This is a genomic window from Streptomyces murinus (assembly GCF_002154555.1).
Taxonomy (GTDB): domain Bacteria; phylum Actinomycetota; class Actinomycetes; order Streptomycetales; family Streptomycetaceae; genus Streptomyces; species Streptomyces murinus.
The window spans coordinates 1-19882 of the sequence record NZ_MUNF01000108.1; the positions used below are offsets into that span (position 1 = coordinate 1).

General features: G+C 72.3%; 16 protein-coding genes and 2 pseudogenes. 11 read left to right on the forward strand and 7 right to left on the reverse strand.

From position 1 onward, the window contains the following. Together CCN72_RS38915 and CCN72_RS08760 are read left to right on the forward strand one after the other, a co-directional pair. The coding region (locus CCN72_RS38915; RefSeq protein WP_244174162.1) for a DUF5954 family protein at positions 1–708 on the forward strand (708 nt) is incomplete at its 5' end. A 133-nt stretch (positions 709–841) separates the two neighbouring features. Continuing rightward, the gene (locus CCN72_RS08760) at positions 842–1279 is read left to right on the forward strand and encodes a glutaredoxin domain-containing protein (RefSeq protein WP_086807011.1); all 438 of its coding nucleotides are present in this window, start codon (positions 842–844) and stop codon (positions 1277–1279) included. Between the two features lie 95 nt (positions 1280–1374). Here CCN72_RS08760 and CCN72_RS08765 read toward each other — a convergent pair whose 3' ends face one another. Both CCN72_RS08765 and CCN72_RS08770 read right to left on the reverse strand, forming a co-directional pair. Further along, positions 1375–1833 carry a universal stress protein gene (locus CCN72_RS08765; RefSeq protein ID WP_086807012.1) on the reverse strand — a complete coding sequence of 153 codons (459 nt, stop codon included), beginning with the start codon at positions 1831–1833 and terminating at the stop codon, positions 1375–1377. Between the two features lie 78 nt (positions 1834–1911). Continuing rightward, entirely contained in the window at positions 1912–2961 is a 1050-nt protein-coding gene (locus CCN72_RS08770) for a lactonase family protein (RefSeq protein ID WP_086807013.1), read from the reverse strand. Positions 2962–3224: 263 nt separating this feature from the next. On the opposite strand from CCN72_RS08770, the gene CCN72_RS08775 reads away from it, so the two are divergent. The 4 genes from CCN72_RS08775 to CCN72_RS08790 all read left to right on the forward strand — a co-directional run bounded on the left by CCN72_RS08775 (position 3225) and on the right by CCN72_RS08790 (position 8187). Continuing rightward, a complete protein-coding gene (locus CCN72_RS08775) occupies positions 3225–4280 on the forward strand; it encodes an NAD(P)-dependent alcohol dehydrogenase (protein WP_086807014.1) in 1056 nt (351 codons plus the stop codon). 69 nt (positions 4281–4349) lie between these two features. After that, the gene (locus tag CCN72_RS08780; protein WP_086807015.1) at positions 4350–6179 is read left to right on the forward strand and encodes a glycoside hydrolase family 15 protein; all 1830 of its coding nucleotides are present in this window, start codon (positions 4350–4352) and stop codon (positions 6177–6179) included. After that, positions 6176–7624: a glucose-6-phosphate dehydrogenase gene (locus CCN72_RS08785; RefSeq protein WP_086807016.1), complete on the forward strand. Its 1449-nt coding sequence runs from the start codon at positions 6176–6178 to the stop codon at positions 7622–7624. The genes CCN72_RS08780 and CCN72_RS08785 overlap by 4 nt, the downstream gene beginning before the upstream one ends. A gap of 17 nt (positions 7625–7641) precedes the next feature. Next, a complete protein-coding gene (locus CCN72_RS08790) occupies positions 7642–8187 on the forward strand; it encodes a gluconokinase (protein WP_086807017.1) in 546 nt (181 codons plus the stop codon). 69 nt (positions 8188–8256) lie between these two features. On the opposite strand, the gene CCN72_RS08795 is transcribed toward CCN72_RS08790, so the two are convergent. Both CCN72_RS08795 and CCN72_RS08800 read right to left on the reverse strand, forming a co-directional pair. Further along, positions 8257–8754, reverse strand: coding sequence for a hypothetical protein (locus CCN72_RS08795; protein ID WP_086807018.1), 498 nt, complete (start codon positions 8752–8754; stop codon positions 8257–8259). 123 nt (positions 8755–8877) lie between these two features. After that, positions 8878–9945 carry a bile acid:sodium symporter family protein gene (locus tag CCN72_RS08800; protein WP_158101333.1) on the reverse strand — a complete coding sequence of 356 codons (1068 nt, stop codon included), beginning with the start codon at positions 9943–9945 and terminating at the stop codon, positions 8878–8880. Between the two features lie 966 nt (positions 9946–10911). Here CCN72_RS08800 and CCN72_RS08805 point away from each other — a divergent pair. The 5 genes from CCN72_RS08805 (at position 10912) to CCN72_RS08820 (ending at position 15336) form a co-directional block, all read left to right on the forward strand. Then, positions 10912–12141, forward strand: a complete 1230-nt coding sequence (locus CCN72_RS08805) for an NAD(P)/FAD-dependent oxidoreductase (protein WP_086807020.1) — start codon at positions 10912–10914, stop codon at positions 12139–12141. A 137-nt stretch (positions 12142–12278) separates the two neighbouring features. Beyond that, positions 12279–13637, forward strand: coding sequence for a rhodanese-like domain-containing protein (locus CCN72_RS08810; RefSeq protein ID WP_086807021.1), 1359 nt, complete (start codon positions 12279–12281; stop codon positions 13635–13637). A gap of 87 nt (positions 13638–13724) precedes the next feature. Beyond that, positions 13725–13892, forward strand: coding sequence for a rhodanese-like domain-containing protein (locus tag CCN72_RS38920; RefSeq protein ID WP_158101334.1), 168 nt, complete (start codon positions 13725–13727; stop codon positions 13890–13892). Continuing rightward, entirely contained in the window at positions 13889–14638 is a 750-nt protein-coding gene (locus CCN72_RS08815) for a sulfite exporter TauE/SafE family protein (protein ID WP_086807022.1), read from the forward strand. The genes CCN72_RS38920 and CCN72_RS08815 overlap by 4 nt, the downstream gene beginning before the upstream one ends. Before the next feature lie 119 nt (positions 14639–14757). Further along, entirely contained in the window at positions 14758–15336 is a 579-nt protein-coding gene (locus tag CCN72_RS08820) for a rhodanese-like domain-containing protein (RefSeq protein ID WP_086807023.1), read from the forward strand. Between the two features lie 107 nt (positions 15337–15443). Here the strand turns inward: CCN72_RS08820 and CCN72_RS40360 are convergent. The 3 genes and pseudogenes from CCN72_RS40360 to CCN72_RS08830 all read right to left on the reverse strand — a co-directional run. Continuing rightward, positions 15444–16226, reverse strand: a pseudogene (locus CCN72_RS40360) (cellulose binding domain-containing protein); the annotation flags it as partial. A 33-nt stretch (positions 16227–16259) separates the two neighbouring features. Then, a pseudogene (locus CCN72_RS40365) lies at positions 16260–17021 on the reverse strand (GH12 family glycosyl hydrolase domain-containing protein); the annotation flags it as partial. A gap of 29 nt (positions 17022–17050) precedes the next feature. Beyond that, entirely contained in the window at positions 17051–19858 is a 2808-nt protein-coding gene (locus tag CCN72_RS08830) for a glycoside hydrolase family 48 protein (RefSeq protein WP_086807025.1), read from the reverse strand. Positions 19859–19882 lie beyond the last annotated feature (24 nt).

Genomic DNA, 19882 nt, shown 5'->3' on the forward strand with positions numbered 1-19882 from the left:
GAGTGGGCCGGCTCCGGCGCGGGCGGCATCGAACTGCCGCGCCCGACCGATCCGGAGCCCCTCTCCCCCGACTGGAGCGTCAGCAGCCGGGAGCCCGAGGTCGACGCCGGTCTGGTCCTGGACCCGGACGCGCCCCTCACCCCGGCGCAGGCCACCGAGCGGCTGGCGCTGCGCGACTTCGTGTACGCCGGCTCCCGCTTCCCCGATTTCGTGATCCGCGAGTCGCGCCGGGCCCGGAAGACCCACCCGGACGTCGTCCTGCTGCCGACCACGTTCACGGTCGCGGAACGCGACGGCAAGGGCTGGGAACCCGCGAGCCGTCCGCACACCACCGCGCTCGGCGCCCGAAAGTCGCTGGACTTCTTCCTGACCTGGCTCGAACCGCGCACCCGGGGCCTGATCCCCGTGGAGGCCGACCGGCTCGTCGACGCCCGCACCGTGACGGCCGCCGACCCCGGCGCCGATCCGGTGCTGTTCGCCTACGCCGAGGCCTCCGAGCGGCTGCGCTCCGGCCGGGTCAACCAGTTGGAGGTCCTCGACATCACGTACCGGATCATCCGCACCCGCCGTATGCTGCGCTGGGGGCCCGACGGCCCCGAGGGCCCCCGCCCGTCCGACACCAGCGACCACGGCCCCGAGCGCATCCACCCCCGGCTCGACGAGGACGGCGTCGTTCATCGCGACGACACGGAACAGGACGAGGACTGACGGGCGGTGAGGCGGAGGAGTTCGACCGGTTGCCGCGAGCGCTGCCGGCGTCCCTCGGGAATGTGCGCTGAATCCCGTGGCGCGGAGAGGGGTGCGCGCCGCCCGTCCACCCCTGCGGATAACCTGCGTCACCATGAAGCGCCCTTGGACCCTGCCGACACTGCTGGTGCTCTGCGGCCTCGTCGCGGCGACGGGACCGTTCCGGGAGAGCGACCCCGGCATCGGCGCGGCCGTCGTGGCGGCGTTCGCCGTGCTCGCCGCCCTCAACTCCCCCCTGATCCACCCGCGTTCGATCAGCGCGTCGGAAGCCGCACAGCGCAGCGAGAGGGACGGCCTGCCCATCGTCTACTGGCGTCCCGGCTGCGCCTACTGCCTCCGGCTGCGCCTGCGCCTGGGCCGCGGCGCCCGTCGGCTCCACTGGGTCGACATCTGGCGCGACCCCGACGGCGCGGCGGCGGTACGGGCGGCCAACGGCGGCGACGAGACCGTACCGACCGTCATCGTGTCGGGCCGCCCGTACGTCAATCCCGACCCCGCGTGGGTGCGTGACCAGCTCTCCCCCTCCGCCTGACAGGAACCGGGTGCGCGCCCTCGTACGCCTCGACCGACCGACTCCACCGGCCGCTCACACCCGCCGGGCCGGGCACCGCACCGGCCCGCCGCGCCTCACTCCTCCTGCCCCCTGAGGACGAGGACCGGGCAGTGGGCGTGCTGGACGCAGTGCTGGGCGACCGAGCCGAGGAGCAGTCCCTTGAAGCCGCCGAGGCCCCGGCTGCCGACCACCAGCAGCGCGGCGTCGCGGGAGGCTTGGAGGAGGACGCTCGCTGGGGTGCCGTAGCGCGCCACCGTGCTGACCTGCACCGTGGGGTGTGCTGCGACGGCTTCCTCCACCGCGGAGGTCACCTCGCTCTGCGCCCGTCCCTCCAGGGCGGCCTCGTCGGAGCTGGAGGGCGGCATCCAGCCGAGGGCGCCGTGGAACTGCGGGACGTCCCAGGCGATCACCGCCTCCACCCAGCCGCCGGTGAGTTCCGCCTGGCGCACCGCCCAGTTGAGGGCCTGCTTGGAGCCCTCCGAGCCGTCCACCCCGACCACGATGCGTTCTCTCTCGCTCTGTCGCTCGGCCATCCTCTTCCCTCGTCCTCGTCCCGGTCGTCGTCCTGTTTCTGGTCCTGGTCCTGGTCCTGGTCCTGGTGCGAAGTGCCCTCATCCGAAGGCGACACTGCTGGCGGCGGGCACGGGCAGCGATCCCGCTGGGCGGGGGACGCCGGTCGCGGTGTCGAGGTCGAGCCAGGTCACCTCGCCCGAGCGCTCATTGGCCGCGTACAGCTGCCGGCCCGCCGGATCGAGCACCAGGTCGCGCGGCCAGCGGCCGCCGCAGGGCACGGCCGTCACCAGTTCCGCCCGCTCCCCCGAGGCGTCGAGGGCGAGGACGGCCACGGTGTCGGTGCCGCGCACCGCCGCCCACAGATACTGGCCGTCCGGTGCCACCACCGGGGCCGAGGGCTGCACCGGGACATCCGTGCCGCCCGGGAACAGCGGGGTCTCGCCGACCGTGCGCAGCACTCCGGCGGCGGGATCCCAGCGGCACACGGTCACCGTCGGCCGGAGTTCCCCGAGGACATAGGCGTGGTCCCCCGAGGGGTGGAAGGCGAGATGCCGGGGTCCGGTGCCCGGGGGCAGCGCGGTCGCGCCGTGCGGGCGCAGGGCGCCCGTGCGCTCGTCCGGTGAGCAGATCCGCACCGAGTCGGTGCCGAGGTCCACGCCGAGCACCCAGCGGCCCGTCGGATCGGGGACGATCTGATGGGCGTGCGGGGAGCGCTGGCGTTCCGGGTGCGGTCCCGAGCCCTCGTGGTGCAGCACCGCGCTCGGCGGCAGCGGCAGGCCCTCGGCCGTCAGCGGCAGCGCGCTGACGCTGCCCGAGCCGTAGTTGGCGGTCAGCAGATACCCCTGGGCCAGGGCGAGATGGGTCGGTTCGTCGCCGCCGACCTGCACGGGCTCGCCGAGCGGACGGGGCACCGCACCGGTGGCGTCGTAGGCGGCCACGGCGCCCGCGACCGTCTCGGAGACCGCGTAGAGGACGGGGCCCGCCTCCCCGTGCCCGACGGCGAGGTACGACGGGTCGGCGACGGACTTCACGGCGCCCGCCCAGGTCAGTGCCCCGGTGCGCGGATCGATGTCGGCCACGACGATCCCCGGCCCACCCGCCGACGTGAACGAACCGATGAAGGCGCGCCCTGCGGCACTGCCGGACATGAACCCTCCGCCCTCCGCCCCGCGCACCGCACGACGGAGTCACCACGATGCGGGCGCCCCGCCGGAGCCCGGCGGATTCGGCGCCCGACATGGCCCCGCTTTCACCGGAACGCATCAACGCCGCCGCTGGTCGCCGCGCGCTCTCCAGGGCCCCGTGAGACCGTGATCACGGTGTGCGGGGCCCGCCGCCGGCCGCCGCCCGGAGCGGTGCGAGATCCGCACGGTGACGCGAGGTCGGGCGTCCGACAGGAGGGCACAAGCCGGTGAAGGCATTCGTGATGAAGGAGATCGGAAGCGTCGGCTTCATGGACAAGCCGATCCCCGAGCCGGGGCCCACCGACGCCGTGGTGCGCACCACCAAGGCCCTGGTCTGCACCTCCGACTCGCACACCGTGCAGGGCGGCATCGGCCCCCGGACGAACCTGACCCTCGGCCACGAGGGCGTCGGCGTGGTGCACGCGGTCGGTGACGAGGTCAAGGACTTCCAGCCCGGCGACCGGGTGCTGGCCGGGGCCATCACCCCCGACTGGGGCGACCTCGCCGCGCAGAACGGCTACCCCTCGCAGTCGGGCGGAGCGCTGGGCGGCTTCAAGTTCGCCAACCTCAAGGACGGCGTGTTCGCCGAGTACTTCCATGTCAGCGGCGCGGACGCCAACCTGGCGCGGATCCCCGACGACATCCCCGACGACGTGGCCGTCTACTGCGCCGACATGCTGTCCACCGGCTTCATGGGCGCCGAGCACGGCGCCATCCCGATCGGCGGCACCGTGGCGGTACTGGCACAGGGACCGGTAGGGCTGATGGCCACGGCCGGGGCGCGGCTGCGGGGCGCGGGCCTGGTCATCGGCGTGGAGTCGGTGCCCAGCCGGCAGGAACTCGCCCGGTTCTACGGCGCGGACGTGATCGTGGACTTCGGCAAGGAGGACGTGGTCGAGCGGATCCACGAACTGACCGACGGACAGGGCGTGGACACCGCCATCGAGGCGCTCGGCGCGGACGTCACCTTCCAGACCGCGGTCAAGGTGACCAAGCCGGGCGGCACGATCTCCGTCATCGGCTATTTCGGCCAGGGCGAGTTCGTGCGCATCCCGCGCGTCGAATGGGGCGTCGGCATGGCCGACAAGACGATCGCGACCGGCCTGTGCCCCGGCGGGCGGCTCCGCATGGAGCGGCTGCTGCGGGTGCTGGCGAACAAGCGCGTCGACCCGACCCGGCTGACCACCCACCGCTTCCCCTTCAGCGCGATGGAGCGGGCCTTCGAGGTGTCGGACAAGAAGCTGGAGGACACCGTGAAGGTGCTGGTCTCCTTCGACGAGTGAGGCGGCCCCGCCCGGCAGCACGGCTCGACGCACGGTTCGGCGCACGGAAGGTCCAAGGAGCGAGGCCGCATGTACGATCCCGATCCGCCCTTCCGGCCCGTCCGCAGACGGGACGGCTACCTCCCGCTGGAGGACCTCGGCCTGATCGGCGACGGCACCACGGCGGCGCTGGTCGGCCTGGACGGTTCCATCCCCTGGATGTGCCTGCCCCGCTTCGACTCGGACGCGGTCTTCTGCGCACTGCTCGACCACGCGCGCGGCGGCCACTTCACGGTGGCGCCCGAGGATCTGATGGAGGCCCGGCAGCACTATCAGCCCGACACCGGGGTACTGGTCACCGAACTGCGCTCGCGCACCGGCCTGGTGCGGCTCACCGACGCGCTCGCCCTCAGATCCGGCGCCGACCTCACCGACGACATGCCGGCCGGGCGGGCGGAACTCGTGCGCTCGGCCGTCGTCCTGGACGGGCGGGTACGGCTGCGGGCCGAACTGGAGCCGCGCGGCGGCGGGCAGGCACAGGCGCTGTTCAGCGGTCTTGAGGTACGGCCCCACCGGCAGCCGGGCCTGCGCCTGCATCTGCGCGCCAACCGCCCCCTGACCGGTCTGCGCAGCACCCATGAACTCCGGCAGGGCGACCGCCTCGATCTGGTGCTGTCCTGGGGGCGCTTCCACCGGCACCACCGCTTCGACACCGACGCCATGCTCAAGGGCACCGCCGACGCCTGGCACCGCTGGATGCGGCACTGCGACTACGCGGGCCCGCAGGCGGCCCTGGTCAGACGGGCCGCGCTCACACTGAAGATGTGCGACGACTGGGCCAGCGGCTCCCTGGTGGCCGCGCCCACCTCCTCACTGCCCGCGCCGATCGGCGGCATCCGCAACTGGGACTACCGCTACGCCTGGATCCGGGACGCGGCGTACGCCGTGTTCGCGCTGCGCCGTATCGGCTTCGACGGCGAGGCGGACTCCTTCCTCGGCTGGGTCCTCGACGCCTTCGAGCACAGCCGGCAGCCGCGCATCATGTACACCCTCCAGGGCGCCACGGTGCCGGACGAGGTGGAGGACGGCGAACTGGCGGGCTACCGCGGTTCCGCCCCGGTGCGCTGGGGCAACGGCGCGACCGACCAGCGCCAGCACGACGTCTACGGCGAGATCCTCGACTGCGCCGACCAGTGGCTGCTGTCGGGCGGGGAGATCCAGCCGGCGCTGTGGGCGGGACTTGCAGGACTCGCCGACGCGGCCGAGCGCGCCTGGCGCCATCCCGACCAGGGGATCTGGGAAGTGCGCAGCGAGGGACGGGCGTTCACCTACTCGGCCGGGATGTGCCAGGTGGCCCTGGACCGGGCGGTGCGCATCGGGGAGCGGCACGGCCTGCCCGGCCGGATCGACCAGTGGCGGGCGGCGGCCGAGCAGGTGCGCCGCATCATCCTGGAGGAGTCGTGGGACGAGAGGTCGGGCACCCTCAGCGCCCATCTGTCCGGCGGCGGTGTCCTCGACGCGAGCCTGCTGGCGCTGCCGCTGCGTGAGGTCGTACCGGCCGCTCATCCGCGGATGGTGGCCACGGCGGAGGCCGTCGCACAGCGGCTGTCGGCCGGGGGCGGGCTGCTGTACCGCTATCTGCACGAGGAGGCCCCGGACGGACTGGCCGGTGACGAGGGCGCGTTCGTGCTGTGCAGCTTCTGGCTGGTCGACAACCTGGTCGGGCAGGGCCGCCTGGAGGAGGCCGGGGAGCTGTACGCGTCGTTGTGCGCGCGAGCCAGCACGGTCGGGCTGCTGTCGGAGCAGATCCACCCCACCACAGGAGAGTTCATGGGCAACTTCCCCCAGGCGTTCAGTCATATCGGCATCATCGCGAGCGGTGTGAACCTCCAGCGGGCGAGGGCGGCGAGCCGGCGATGATCGGGCGTCTGGTCGTCCTGGGGGCGACGGGGGATCTCAGCGGGCGCTTCCTCATGCCGGCCCTCGCCGCCCTGCACGCCGCGGGGCACCTCGACGAGGGGTTCCGGCTGACCGGGGCGAGCCGCGAGGAACTGACCACGGAGGGGTTCCGGGAGTGGATCACCGACTGGCTCGACCGGCAGGGCGGTGATCTCCCGGCCGGGGCCCGGCGGGCGGTCGTGGCGTCGGCGCACTACCGACGGGCCGATGTCACCGACCAGGAGGACGTCCGGGCGCTCATCGACGGTGACGAGGCGGTGGCGCTGTATCTGGCGCTGCCGCCCTCGCTCTTCCCACAGGTGGTCTCCGCGCTGCGCTCGGCGGGCCTGCCGGCCGGGAGCAGGATCGTCCTGGAGAAGCCGTTCGGCGAAGACCTGGACGGCGCACGCGAGTTGAACGCGCGGCTGGCCGAACTGGTGCCGGAGCAGGCGGTGTTCCGGGTGGACCACTTCCTGGCCATGACCACGGTGCAGAACGTGCTGGGCAGCAGGCTCGCCAACCGGGTACTGGAACCCCTGTGGAACAGCACCCATATCGCCGAGGTGGAGATCGTCTGGGACGAGAGCCTCGCACTGGAGGGCCGGGCCGGCTACTACGACCGGGTCGGCGCCCTGAAGGACATGGTGCAGAACCATCTGCTCCAGGTGCTCTGCCTGGTCGCCATGGAGCCGCCGGTCACCCTCGGCGAACGGGACCTGCGGGACCGCAAGGTCGATGTGCTGCGCTCGGTGCGGCTGCTGACCGAGTACGACGTGGTGCACCGCACCCGGCGCGCCCGCTACGCCGCGGGCCGGATCGAGGACCGCGACGTGCCGTCGTACACCGACGAGGAGGGCGTGGACCCCGGGCGCGGCACCGAGACCTTCGCCGAGGTGGAGCTGGAGCTGGACAACTGGCGCTGGGCGGGTACGACGTTCCGGCTGCGCAGCGGCAAGGGGCTGCGGGCGGACCGCAAGGAGGTCGCGGTGCGGTTCCGGCAGGTGCCGCATCTGCCGTTCGGGCACACCGGGGAGGTGGAGCCCAATGTGCTGCGCTTCGGTCTCGAACCGGAGGGCCTGACCCTGGATCTGATGGGCACCGGCGCGCGGGCCGGGCTTCTCACCGAGCTGGAGCTGACCGCCGAGCTGGAGCCCGCCGAACTGCCCGCCTACGGAAGGCTGTTGCTGGATGTGCTGCGGGGCGATCCCGCGCTGTCGATCCGCGGCGACGAGGCGGAGGAGGCCTGGCGGGTGCTCACCCCGGTGCTCACGGCGTGGGAGCGGGACCTCGTCCCCCTGGAGGAGTACCCGGCGGGCTCGGACGGACCGGCGCCCCGGCACGCGTACGGGCCCGGCCCTGTGACCAGGGAGGCGCTGTTGCACGAGGAGACGGTTCTCGGTACGGCGGCCGACGACGGGCGGTCGTGAGGAGCATGGGCGGCCCGATGCGCCGTGACCCTGGCCGGCGTCCGCCGTGCGTCGTCGTGATCGGGGTGTCCGGGGTCGGCAAGACCACGGTGGCCCGGCTGCTCGCGCGGCGGCTGGGCGTGCCGTTCGCGGAGGCGGACGACTTCCACTCCCCCGAGAGCGTCGCCAAGATGTCGGCGGGCGTGCCGCTCACGGACGCCGACCGGGGGGCCTGGCTGGAGGCGATCGGCCGCTGGCTGCGCGAGCGCGACCGTGCGGCGACCGGTGGTGTGGTGCCCTGCTCGGCGCTGCGCCGCCGCTACCGGGATGTCCTGCGGGCGGCCTGTCCTGACGCCTTCTTCGTGCATCTGACGGCCCGGCACGAGGAGGTGGGGCGGCGGATGAGCGAGCGTTCCGGCCACTTCATGCCGCGTGCGCTGCTGGAGTCGCAGGAGGCGACGCTGGAACCGCTGGAGGCCGACGAACGGGGCGGTGCCGTGGACGCGGGCCCGGCTCCCGGAGCGGTCGTCGAGTCGGTCCTGGACCTCATGGCCGAGGCGGGGGACGACACCAACGAGCCCTAGCCGACGACCAGTTGGGAGCGCGAGCGGACCCAGGCGACGGCGGTCGCCCGGATACCGGTCGGCACGGTGTCAGCAGCCGCCGCAGCTGTAGTACAGGGCGTCCCAGTGGGTGCCCTCGTCGGCGTAGACGTTGCCGGAGGCCGCGGTCCACATCGGGTAACCGTCGCCGCGCAGGCCGGAGTAGGTGAAGTTGTTCTTGATGTAGTTGGTGACGCAGGTGTTCTTGCCGTAGTCGAGCTTGTAGCCGTTCCAGTGGGAGTACGTGCCGGAGGCGTGTCCGGTCTCGGTGCCGCCGGTGATGTTCAGGGCGCAGCCGCTGGCGTGCTTGAGGGTCACGGCGCCCTGGGCGGTGGTCAGGTTGAGCTGGTCGAAGGACGTACAGGTCGAGTTGTTGCGGTCGGAGCAGCCACCGGACGAGGACCAGGTGATGCCCGCGTCGCGGAACATCTGGGTCGCGGTGGCATTGCTGATCTTGGTGACCGCGAAGGCGTCCGTCGCGGTGCCGAGGACGGCGACACCGGGAGCGACGACCAGCACGAGCGCGGTCAGGGTCGAGCGGACCTTCATGGGGGAGCCTCCTGCGAAAGGCCGGGCAACTTATGGGGTGGCTGTGCAGGTGGTGCGTGGGGATGATGCCAGAGTCCCCCGCGCGTCCGCCAGGGATCGCGGGCATCGTCCGCACCGCCCCGCTCACCGCACGGTCCGCCGTCCGCCGACCGTCCGGTACGACGGCACGGCGGCCCCCTTCGCCACGGCGCGCCGGGCCGAGACCTTCTGCGCCAGCCCGTACACCAGGGCGACGAGCAGCGCGTGCGGCTGCCCCGGCAGTGCCTGTACGACCACGACCGTACTGACGCTGACATTGCTCATGCCGCACGCCAGGGTGACCGTGGCCCCGGCGCCGGGCGGCAGCCGCAGCGCGCGGGCGGTGAGCGAACCCACGAGGAAGGCCAGCCGGCACACCCCCCACCCCACGGCGGCGCAGAGCGCGACGGCCGTCCAGGGCTCCCGGTGCAGCACCGGAACCGCGGCGGTGGCGTTGACGTACGTCAGCGCGAGCATCGCCGCGATCGCCATCAGCGGCGCCCAGGGAAGCAGGCGGCCGGAGACGGCGACGGGGACGAATCGCCGGGCGAGCAGGCCGAGCGCGCAGGGCAGGGCGACGGCCCCGGTGAGCAGCGCCCGCGCCTGCCCGGCCGCGCCGTCGACCAGCGCCCGGGTGTGATCCGCCGACGGCAGGACATGCCCCAGCAGGCCCAGTGTCGTGGGCATGGTCAGCGGGCTGAGCAGCGCGGAGAGCAGGACGACGGCCAGCAGGGCGGTGACCTCGCCGTCCCGGCCGATCCAGACCGTCGCGGCGGCGGCCACGGGCGCCGCCGCGATCAACGCCACGGCGGTGGACAGGGCGCCGGCCGGCCCCCGCAGCCCGGCGCCGTACATGACCAGGGCGGTGGCCGGCGCCAGGGCGAAGGCCGTGAGCAGATGCGCGGCGAGGCCCGCGAGCACGGTCTTCGGCTGCCGGACGGCGGCCAGGGCGCGGCCCGGCGGCACCTGGAAGGCGGCGGCGAAGAGGATGAGGAAGAGCGCGAGGGCCGACGCGTCGAGGCGCAGTCCGAAGAGGCCGAGCGCGGTGCCGCGCAGCCGGGCCCCGGGCCCGGGGACGAGCAGGGCGAGCAGGTAGCAGAGGAGGACGGCCGGGCCCAGACGCCGGTGGATCCCACCGGACAGTCGGCCGCCGCGGGCGGAGCGAGCAGGCATGAGCAGTTCCTTGGTGTGCCGCAGGAGGTTTCGGGGACGCGCGGCGGCCGAGCGGGCACCTCGAACGGGCGCCCGCGGCCGGGGCTTCCCTAGACCCTGAGCAGCGGTTCCGGACGGCCGTCGGGCACCCGTCGGGGCGACGGCGGCTCCGGGGCCGGCGGCGGGGCGCTCGCGCGCGCTCCTTGGTGCGTGCCCTGCGAGACGCATGCGTGGACGCGCGGGGCGGGGGCGGCCGTAGGGGTCACCGCGGTGGTCGCACCACCGCCTTGGCACCGGGGGCCTGTCGCCGTCAGCGTCCCCGCGGCCACGGTCCGGGGCACAGCCACGCTCCCGGACGCGGTCTCGATCCGGGACACGGCATCGACCTGCGGAACGTCCACGACCTGGGGCACGTCCACGACCTGCGGCACGTCCGCGATCCAAGGCCCGGCCTCGATCCGGGGCTTTGCCTCGATCCGGGGCCTCGCCACAGCCCGGGGCCTCGCCACAGCCCGGGGCGCGGCCGTGGCGAACGGCCGGTGCGGTGCGTCGACGGCGGAGCCGGCCAGAGCCCGCATGCGCGGGCAGCCGCCGAGCGCGGCGGTGAGGACGGCGCAGACGAGCGCGGCGACGAGGAGGCCCACCCAGGCAGGGCGGGCGCTCGTCGGTGGCCCCGGTCGCTCGCCCCGCACACGCACGCCTCGGACGCTACGACCCCCGTACCGGCACTGGGCGTTCGCGCCGTGCGACGCGCTGCCGCGTCCCCTCGCATGGGTCCACGGCAGGCCCGCACAGCCCTGGATTTACCCCAGAGGCAAATACCCGCTGGGGTATTTGACCGCCTCGGCGGGACCGTCATAGCTTCGGTCACGGAAACCCCCCGGGGTATTTGAGGAGACAACCAAATGGGGTGCGCGGCAGGGCCCGCGCACCGGCACAGCCCTCGACCCGACGGCCTCAGGGCCGGTAGCAGGAAGGACTCCCACCATGGCCGCGAGCCCCATACCCGGCACCGAGACGATCACCGGCCGGCACCGCGTCGCCATCGTCGGCGGCGGCAGCGCGGGAATCAGCGTCGCCGCCCGGCTGCGCCGCGCGGGCGTCACCGACATCACGCTCGTCGAGCCGTCCGACAGCCACTGGTACCAGCCCCTGTGGACCCTGGTCGGCGGCGGTCAGGCGACCCTGCGCGGCACCCGCCGCGCCGAGGCGTCCGTCATCCCGGACGGGGTGCGCTGGATACGCCGGCACGCCCTCGCCGTCGACCCCGACGCGCGGACGATCGCCCTCTCCGGCGGTGCCGAACTCGCCTACGAACACCTGGTGATGACCCCCGGGCTGCAACTGGACTGGGACGCCGTGCCGGGTCTCGCCGAGGCGGTGGGACACGACCGGGTGGCCAGCAACTACGCGCCCGAGTACGCCCCGCGCACCTGGGAGCTGATCAAAAACCTGCGCTCCGGCACGGCCGTCTTCACCCACCCGGCCACGCCGCTCAAGTGCGGCGGGGCGCCGCAGAAGATCGCCTACCTGGCCGCCGACCACTGGCGCAGGCGCAAGGTCCTGGACCACATCCGGATCATCCTCGTGATCCCGGACGCCACCCTGTTCAAGGTGCCCGAGTGGGGCCGCGTCCTGGAGGGCGTGGCCGAGCGGTACGGCATCGAGGTGCGGCTGCGCTCGGAGATGACCGCCGTGGACGGCGACCGCCGGGAGATCACCGTCACCGACCATGCGACCGGCCGCGCGGAGACCATCGGATACGACCTGCTGCACGCCGTGCCCCCGCAGAGCGCCCCCGACTGGGTCAAGCGGAGCCCGCTCGCCGACCCCGCCGCCCCGCTGGGCTTCGTCGCCGCCGACCAGTACACGCTGCGACACCCTCGGTATCCCGAGGTGTTCGCGCTCGGCGACGCGGCCAGTCTGCCGACCTCGAAGACCGGCGCGGCGGTGCGCAAGCAGGCCCCGGTGGTGGCCGCCAATCTGCTCGACGTGATGAACGGCCGGACGCCGTCGCACCGTTACGACGGCTACACCTCCTGTCCGCTGGTGACCGCCCGCGACCGGATGCTGCTCGCCGAGTTCGACTACGACCTGACGCCCCGGCCCAGCTTCCCGCTGATCGACACCTTCAAGGAACGGCGCGACATGTGGGTCTTCAAGCGCTACCTGCTGCCGCAGCTCTACTGGCGCGGCATGCTCACCGGTCGCCTCTGACGGCCCCCGGCCGGGCCCCCACCAGCGAGAACCGGCCCGGCCCGCGTCGTACCGGCACGCGTATGGAATACCCCCCGGGGTACTCGTGCTATGGTTCATACATACCCCGGGGGGTAATCATCGAAGGGAACGTTCCCGTGTTCTTCATCGACACCATCGAGCTAGAGGGCCTCGGAAACCGCAACTACCTGGCCGGCGGCCGGGGGGCCGCCGTGGCGGTGGACCCGCCGCGCGACTTCGACCAGGTGCTGGCGGCGGCGGTGCGACGCGGCGTACGGATCACCCACGTGGTGGAGACCCACATCCACAACGACTACGTCACCGGTGGCCTGGAACTGGCCCGGGTGACGGGTGCCGCCTATCTGGTACCGGCCGGCGCGCGGGTGTCGTTCGCGCGGGTGCCGGTGGCCGACGGCGACACCGTCACCGTGGACGACGCGCTCGAACTGCGGGCGGTCGCCACCCCTGGGCACACCCCGCACCACACCTCCTACGTCCTGCTGGAGCAGGGGCGCCCGGTGGCCGCGTTCACCGGCGGTTCGCTGCTGATCGGCACGGTGGGCCGGCCCGATCTGGTCGAGCCCCGACTGACCGAGCGCCTCGCCCGCGCCCAGCACGCCTCCGCCCACCGGCTGGCCGCCGAGCTGCCGGACGAGACGTCCGTGCTGCCCACGCACGGCTTCGGCAGCTTCTGCTCCTCCGCGCAGGCCGAGGGCGACACCACCACCATCGGCAAGGAGAAGTCGGCCAACGCCGCGCTCACCACGGACGTGGACTCCTTCGTCGCCCGGCTGCTCGCCGAGCTCGACGACATCCCCGCCTACTACACCCATATGGGACCGGCCAACGCGGCGGGCCCCGCGCCGCTGGACCTCACCGCGCCGGCCGTCGCCGACGCCCGTGAGATCGCGGCCCGGCTCGCGGCCGGCGAGTGGGTCGTGGACCTGCGCAACCGGGTCGCGTTCGCCGAGGGCCATGTCGCCGGATCCTTCAACTTCGAGGCCGAGGGCAAGATCGCCACGTATCTGGCGTGGCTGATCCCGTGGGGCAAGCCGGTCACCCTGCTCGCCGAGTCCCCCGAACAACTGGCCGCCGCTCAGCGCGAGTTGGTCCGGGTCGGTATCGACCGGCCGGCCGCCGCGGCCACCGGCGCGCCGAAGGAGTGGGTGCCCGAGGGCGAGGACCTCGTCTCCTTCCCCCGCTCCACCTTCGCCGGACTGGCCGAGCGCGGCACGGACGGCGTCGTCGTCCTGGACGTGCGCCGCGACTCCGAGCGCGCCGCGGGGCACATCGAGAACTCCGTCCACATCCCGATCCACCAGCTGCCCAGGCGGCTCGGTGAGGTACCGGCGGGCACCGTCTGGGTGCACTGCGCCGGTGGCATGCGGGCCGGCATCGCCGCGTCCCTGCTGCACGCGTCCGGCCGGGAGGTGGTGGCCGTGGACGACGGTTTCGACGCCGCCGCGACCGCCGGACTGACCGTGGTCACCGGGTGACCCACACCCCCACCCGTTCCGCTCCCTCAGTTCCACCCGTTTTGATCCACCCGTTTTGATCCGTCCGTTTTCCCGAGAGGTCGAGTGATGTCCCTCCTCCCCCGTGCCGAGGACCGCGTCAGCGTCGCCGAGGCCGTACGGCGCACCCGGGGCACCGACGCCCCGGCCGTGTTGCTGGATGTACGTGAGCGGCACGAGTGGGACGCCGGGCACCCGGTCGTCGACGGGCACGGGAACAGCGGTTCCATAGCATGACCGCCCTGATACTCGCGCTCGTCGCCGGTGCCGTCGTCGGCCTGGCCCTGGGCGGTCTCGGCGGGGGCGGCAGCGTCCTCGCCGTACCCGCCCTGATCTACCTCCTCGGTTTCACCACGGCCGAGGCGACGACGGCCAGTCTGGTCATCGTCACCCTCACCTCGGTCACCGCGCTGACCGGGCACGCCCGGGACGGCAATGTCGCCTGGCGCACCGGGCTGCTGTTCGCCGCGGCGGGCATCGTGCCCGCGATGGCCGCCGGAGCCGCCGCAGGCCATCTGCCCCAGGCCCTGCTGACCATCGCGTTCTCGGTCATCGCCGCACTCGCCGCGCTGCGCATGCTGCGCCCCGCCCGCACCGCCCCCGACTCCGGCGCCCGGATCGATCCGGGCAGGGCCGGTGCGGTGGGGGCCGGTCTCGGCGCGGTGACCGGGTTCCTGGGCGTGGGCGGCGGCTTCCTCGCCGTACCGGCGCTGGTGGACGTGCTCCGGCTGCCCATGCGCCGGGCGGTCGGCACCAGCCTGCTGGTCATCACCATCAACTCGCTGGCCGCGCTCGGCGCCCGCGCCGGCACCGGGACGCATCTGGACTGGGCGGTCGTCGCGCCGTTCACCGCGGCCGCCATGCTCGGCGCCTGGGACGGCAAACGCCTGGCCAGGAAGGTCCGGGGCGGGACGCTGCAACGTGTCTTCGCCTGGGTGCTGCTCGCCGTCGCGGTCTTCATGTTCGCCGACGTACTGGTGTGACATCGCCGTCACAGAGCCCTGGCACAGTGGGGAACGCCAGGCGTCCCCGCATCCTCCCCACCCCCATGGGCCACTCCCCGCTCCGGGACGCCCTCGACAACACAAGGACGACACCTGTCATGACGACCCTCACCACCCTCGCTCCCCAGCAGGCCAAGGAGCGGCTGCACGAGCTCACCGTGATCGATGTCCGCACCCCGGGCGAGTACGCCGGCGGTCACATACCCGGCGCCCTGAACATCCCGCTGGACCAGCTCGACCGCGCGCTGCCCGAGATCCGCGGCGCCGCCGAGCGCGGCGAGGTCCTCGTGGTGTGCGCCTCGGGTGCCCGTTCCGAGAACGCCTGCCAAAAGCTCGCCGAGCGGGGCGTCCACACGGCGACCCTCGCGGGCGGCACCGGTGCCTGGGCCGCGCAGGGGCAGGAGCTGGACCGCCCCGCGGCCTGTGACGTCAAGGCGGTCTGGAGCATGGACCGGCAGGTCCGGCTCACCGCGGGCTCCCTCGTCCTGCTCGGTCTGGCCCTGGGCGAGTTCGTCCACCCGGCCTTCCGGCTGCTGTCCGCGGGTGTGGCGGGCGGTCTGGTCTTCTCCGCCGTGAGCAACACCTGCGGCATGGCCGCCCTGCTCGCCAAGCTGCCCCACAACCGGCCCGCCGCGGCCGACCTGGACGCCACGCTCGCGCGCCTGCGCGGCCTGTGACCACAAGGTTCGTCACCCAACTGGCCGCTCCCTGGCATGACGTTCGCCCAGTACGCCGCCCGGTGCGGGCATCGGCGTACTGGGCGAAGCCTTCGGGTGTTCCCGGCTTACGGTTCGACGCCGCCGGCGAGGGTGCCGCTGACGTACGCGGTCACCTTCGTCGCATCGGCGTACGCGGTGTTGGTCGCGTAGCTGTAGTCGTCGCTCTCACTGAAGTTCGACCAGTCCGTCTTGCTCACCCGGCTCTGGATGTCCCCGGTGTTCGCGCCCGCCGCGAGGGAGCCCGCGCCGGAGGTGAACCCGATCTCCAGGTAGTGGTCCGCGCCGGACTTCGGCGAGGACAGGGCGACGACCTTCTGTGTCACGTTCGCACAACCGACGGCCGCATAGTCGCACCACGCGCCGAAGGTGGAAGCGCCGCCGTCACCGGTGAAGTAGTAGCGGATCGTCACCTTCGACAGATCCACCGCGGAACTCCCGGTGTTCACCACCCGCAGCCCCGGCTTGATGGCGTTGTCCGTCGGCGCACTGTCGTTGTTCTTGTACTGCACCTTGACCGCGCCGGTGCCCGGGTTGCCACCGCCGCCACCGGACGCCGAGGTCGTCGCCGTCACCGCACCCGACGCCGCCGAGATGTTGCCCGCCGCATCCTTCGCCTTCACCGTGTACGAGTACGCCGTCGAGGCGGTCAGACCACTGTCCGTGTACGACGTCGACGTGGTGCTGCCCACCTTGGTCGACCCCCGGTACACGTCGTACCCGGTCACCCCCACGTTGTCCGTCGACGCCGACCACTTCAGCGACACACTCGAAGCCGTCGTCCCCGACACCGCGAGACCCGTCGGCGCGGACGGCGCCGTCGTGTCCGTACCGCCGCCACCGCCACCACCGCCGGAGCCCTTGGTCGCGTTGAAGGAGAAGCTGTTGCTGGCCAGGCCCTGGCCGCCCTGCCAGATCTCGAAGCCGGCCTCGGCGTCGATCAGGTAGTGCGCGGAGTTGATGGAGCCGCGCGAGACCGCGTCGTCGATCAGGGCCTTGACGTCGAGGTTACTGAACGAGGTGCCGCCGCCCTGGAGGACATAGGAGATGATCTTCCAGGAGGTCTGCTGCCCGGTCCACACGTCCCAGCCGTGACCGGCGACGTTCGCGGTGGCGGTCTGGCTGCCGAACGGCTGGACGCTGCCCTTGTGGTTGAGCCAGATCATCACCTCCGTGCCGTCGGGCTGGCCGTCCGTGGTCGGCGTCGAGTTGAACCAGAGGTCGTAGGCGACGTCATAGGCGCCCGACGCCGGCTGCGTGGTCGACCAGGAGGAGGTCGCGCTGCCCAACTGGCTCACCTGGATGGGCAGTCCGCTGCCCGTGGTGCAGGCACCCCAGTGGCAGCCCTTGTAGACCGAGGGGTAGGTGGCCGGGGCGCCGTTGGTGGCCGTGCTGAAGTTCGCCTGGGTGACGGACCACGCGCCCGAGCCGTTGTCGATGCTCACGCACTGCGTGTCCGAGGAGTTCCATTCGTTCTGCTGATAGGTGTACTCCCCGCCTTGGAGGGAGGTGGTCCCGTACTGGGTGCAGTCCGTCGTCGTAGCGGCGGACGCCGGCTGGGTGACGACCATGAGCGCACCGAGCAGCAGGGCGGCCACGGTTCCCGCCCAGGCGGCCAGGCGCAGTCGTCTCCACGATGACAGCATGTGTGAGGTCTCCTTCGTTCCTTGGCGGATCAAGGCTCGATTCCCCAGGCGAGGGTGCCGCCTACGTACGCGGTCACCTTGGTGGCGTCGGTGTAGGCCGTGTTGGTGCCGTAGCTGTAGTCGTCGCTCTCACCGAAGTTCGACCAGTCGCCCTTGCTGAGCCGGCACTGGATGTCACCGGAGTTCGCGCCCGCCGCGAGCGAGCCCGCACCGGAGGCGAACCCGACCTCCAGATAGTGGTCGGCGCCCGACTTCGGCGAGGACACGGCGACCACCTTCTGCGTGATGTTCGAGGCGCCGACCGCCGCGTAGTCGCACCAGGTGCCGTAGGTGCTCGCTCCGCCGTCGCCGGTGAACCAGTACCGCAGGGTGACGCTCGACAGGGCCAGCGCGGCGCTGCCGGTGTTGACCACGCGCAGACCTGGCTTGATCGCGTTGTCCGTCGCCGCGCTGTCGTTGTTCTTGTACTGGACCTTGACCGCGCCGGTGGTACCGCCGCCGGAGCCGGCCTTGGTGGTGGCGGTGACCGCGCCGGAGGCCGCCGAGACATTGCCGGCCGCGTCCTTCGCCTTGACCGTGTAGCTGTACGCCGTCGACGCCTTGAGGCCCGAGTCGGTGAAGGAGGTGGTGGCCGCGCTGCCCGCCAGGGTGCCGGCCCGGTAGATGTCGTACCCGGCCACGCCCACGTCGTCGGTCGACGCGGTCCAGGTCAGCGAGACGCTGGTGTCCGTGGTCGCCGACACCGCGAGGTTCGTCGGCACGGTCGGCGGTGTGGTGTCACCGGTGCCGCCGCCGGAGCCGGCGCCGACGATCAGCTCGGCGTAGACGGCGTAGGCCATGGCGATGTCGGCCTGCGCCCAGAAGCGGTGGTAGCTGAAGGTGGGCGCGGAGCCGCCGTTCAGATACGCCTGGACCTTGGGCCAGTCCGGGTCCTGCTTGTACCAGGAGCGGATGGAGAGGAAGGTCGAACTGGAGTTGATCACATCGCCGTTGGGCATCTTGCCCGTCCAGCCGGACGGCACGTACACCGGGTCGGCGAACCGGCTGTAGTCGGTGCGGGTCTCCGGGGTGGTGATGCCCTTCGCGTCGGCGAACTGCGCCATCGCGTCCAGCAGGTTCTTGGCGAGGGTCGCGGCGGCGGTGTCGCCTGACTTGGCGGCGTAGTAGGTGAGCGTCTTGATGTAGGCGGCGGCCACCCCGGTGTCGTTGCCGTGGTCCACGACCGACACATGCAGCCCGGTGTTGGCGGCCGGACTGCTCGGATTCCAGGTCTCGGGCTGCCCGGTCCAGCTCAGGTTGCCCGGGATCCGGAAGTCGGTGGCCGAGACGGTGGTCTCGGAGGAGGCCCAGGCGACCCACTTGGCGAGGATCGACTTGGCGGTGGCGTTCCCGGTCACGTAGTAGTACTCGGCGACCCGCTCCAGCGACCAGCACTGGAAGCCGAACCAGTTGTTGCTCGGCGGGTCGTGGTAGACCGGCTGCCAGTCGTAGGCCATGCCGTAGAACGTCGGATCGCCGGCCGGCGGGGCGCCGTACTGCCCGTTCCAGCTGTTGGTGGCGCCACCCGCGATGGCGCCCTCGGCGGACTGGAGCCACTGGTAGAACTCCAGCTGCCGCTGAAGGCTCGTGGTCCAGTCGCTCTGGGCGGTGGGTGACTTCGGGGTCAGGCTCGGCACATTGGCCAGCGCCCAGGCGGCCAGCGGGTTCTGGTAGCCCTGGTGGGCGGTGCCGTCCCCGATCCGCCAGGCCCAGCCGCCGCCGTTCTCCGCGCCGCCCCAGGCGTAGTACCAGGCCAGCAGATAGTGCTCGGAGTCCCGCCCGGAACCGGCGGCGCAGCTCTTCGGATCGGTGCAGTTGCCGATCTTCTTGAAGTACTTGTCGAACAAGGAGTAGCGCAGATAGTCGCCCATCTTGGCGGCCTTCGCCACGGACGCGGAGATCGCGGACGCGTTGCCCTGGGCGGCGGCCCACCGGTACGCCCAGTACGCCGCCTGCACCGCGCGGGCGTCGGCGTCGGGGGCGTTGGTGTACTTCCACTGCTGGGAGTAGCTGCTGTCCTTGACGAACAGATCGAGGTAGCCGTTGGTGCCGCCGTACTTGAACAGATCGGTGGTCGGCTGCGGGATCGTCTCCCACACCGATTCCTGGGCGCCGCGCTGGTAGCTGTTGATGTACGACGGTCCGGACGCGGTGGGCCCGTTCTCAGCGCCGGTGCCCGGCGTGTTGCCGTACCCGTAGATGTTGTCCACGTCCATCAGCCAGTGCATCCCGTAGATGTCCGGGGTGCCGTAGGCCGAGTTCAGCTCGCTCGCGATCGGGTCCTGGCCGGAGGAGACCGAACTGTCCAGTGCGGAGGGGTACTTGTTGACGTCGGGCCACTCGGGGATGTAGGTCGCCGGGCTGCTCGCGTTGTAGGAGCTGTTGCTCGGCTGGTCGGTGTGGTTGGGGATGATGTACTTCTCGGCGGTGGCCCACGCGCTGTTGAACGGCGTCCAGTTGCCGGTCACCCGGCCGTAGGTGGCCTCCAGCCAGAACCAGAAGCTGAACGCCTCCGAGGTGGTCTGGTGGCCGTGGTCGGGGGCCTCGACGATCAGCGTCTCCACGCAGTGGTAGGGGATGCCCTCGTCGCTGAAGTAGCCGTTCGCCGAGTCCTTGATCTTGTTGTACTGGGTGAGGAAGGCCGTGGTGTACGGGTCGTCGGCGGTCGCCGCGGGGGACGTCGCGGGCTTCTTGGCCGTGGGGGCCGCGCTGGCGAGCGTGGGCGTGACGGCCGCCGCGAACAGGGCTCCGCCGACCGCGGCGGCGAAGCGTCTGCGGGAAAAACCGGGGGCGGACATGGCTTCTCCTGGGGGAAATGGGGG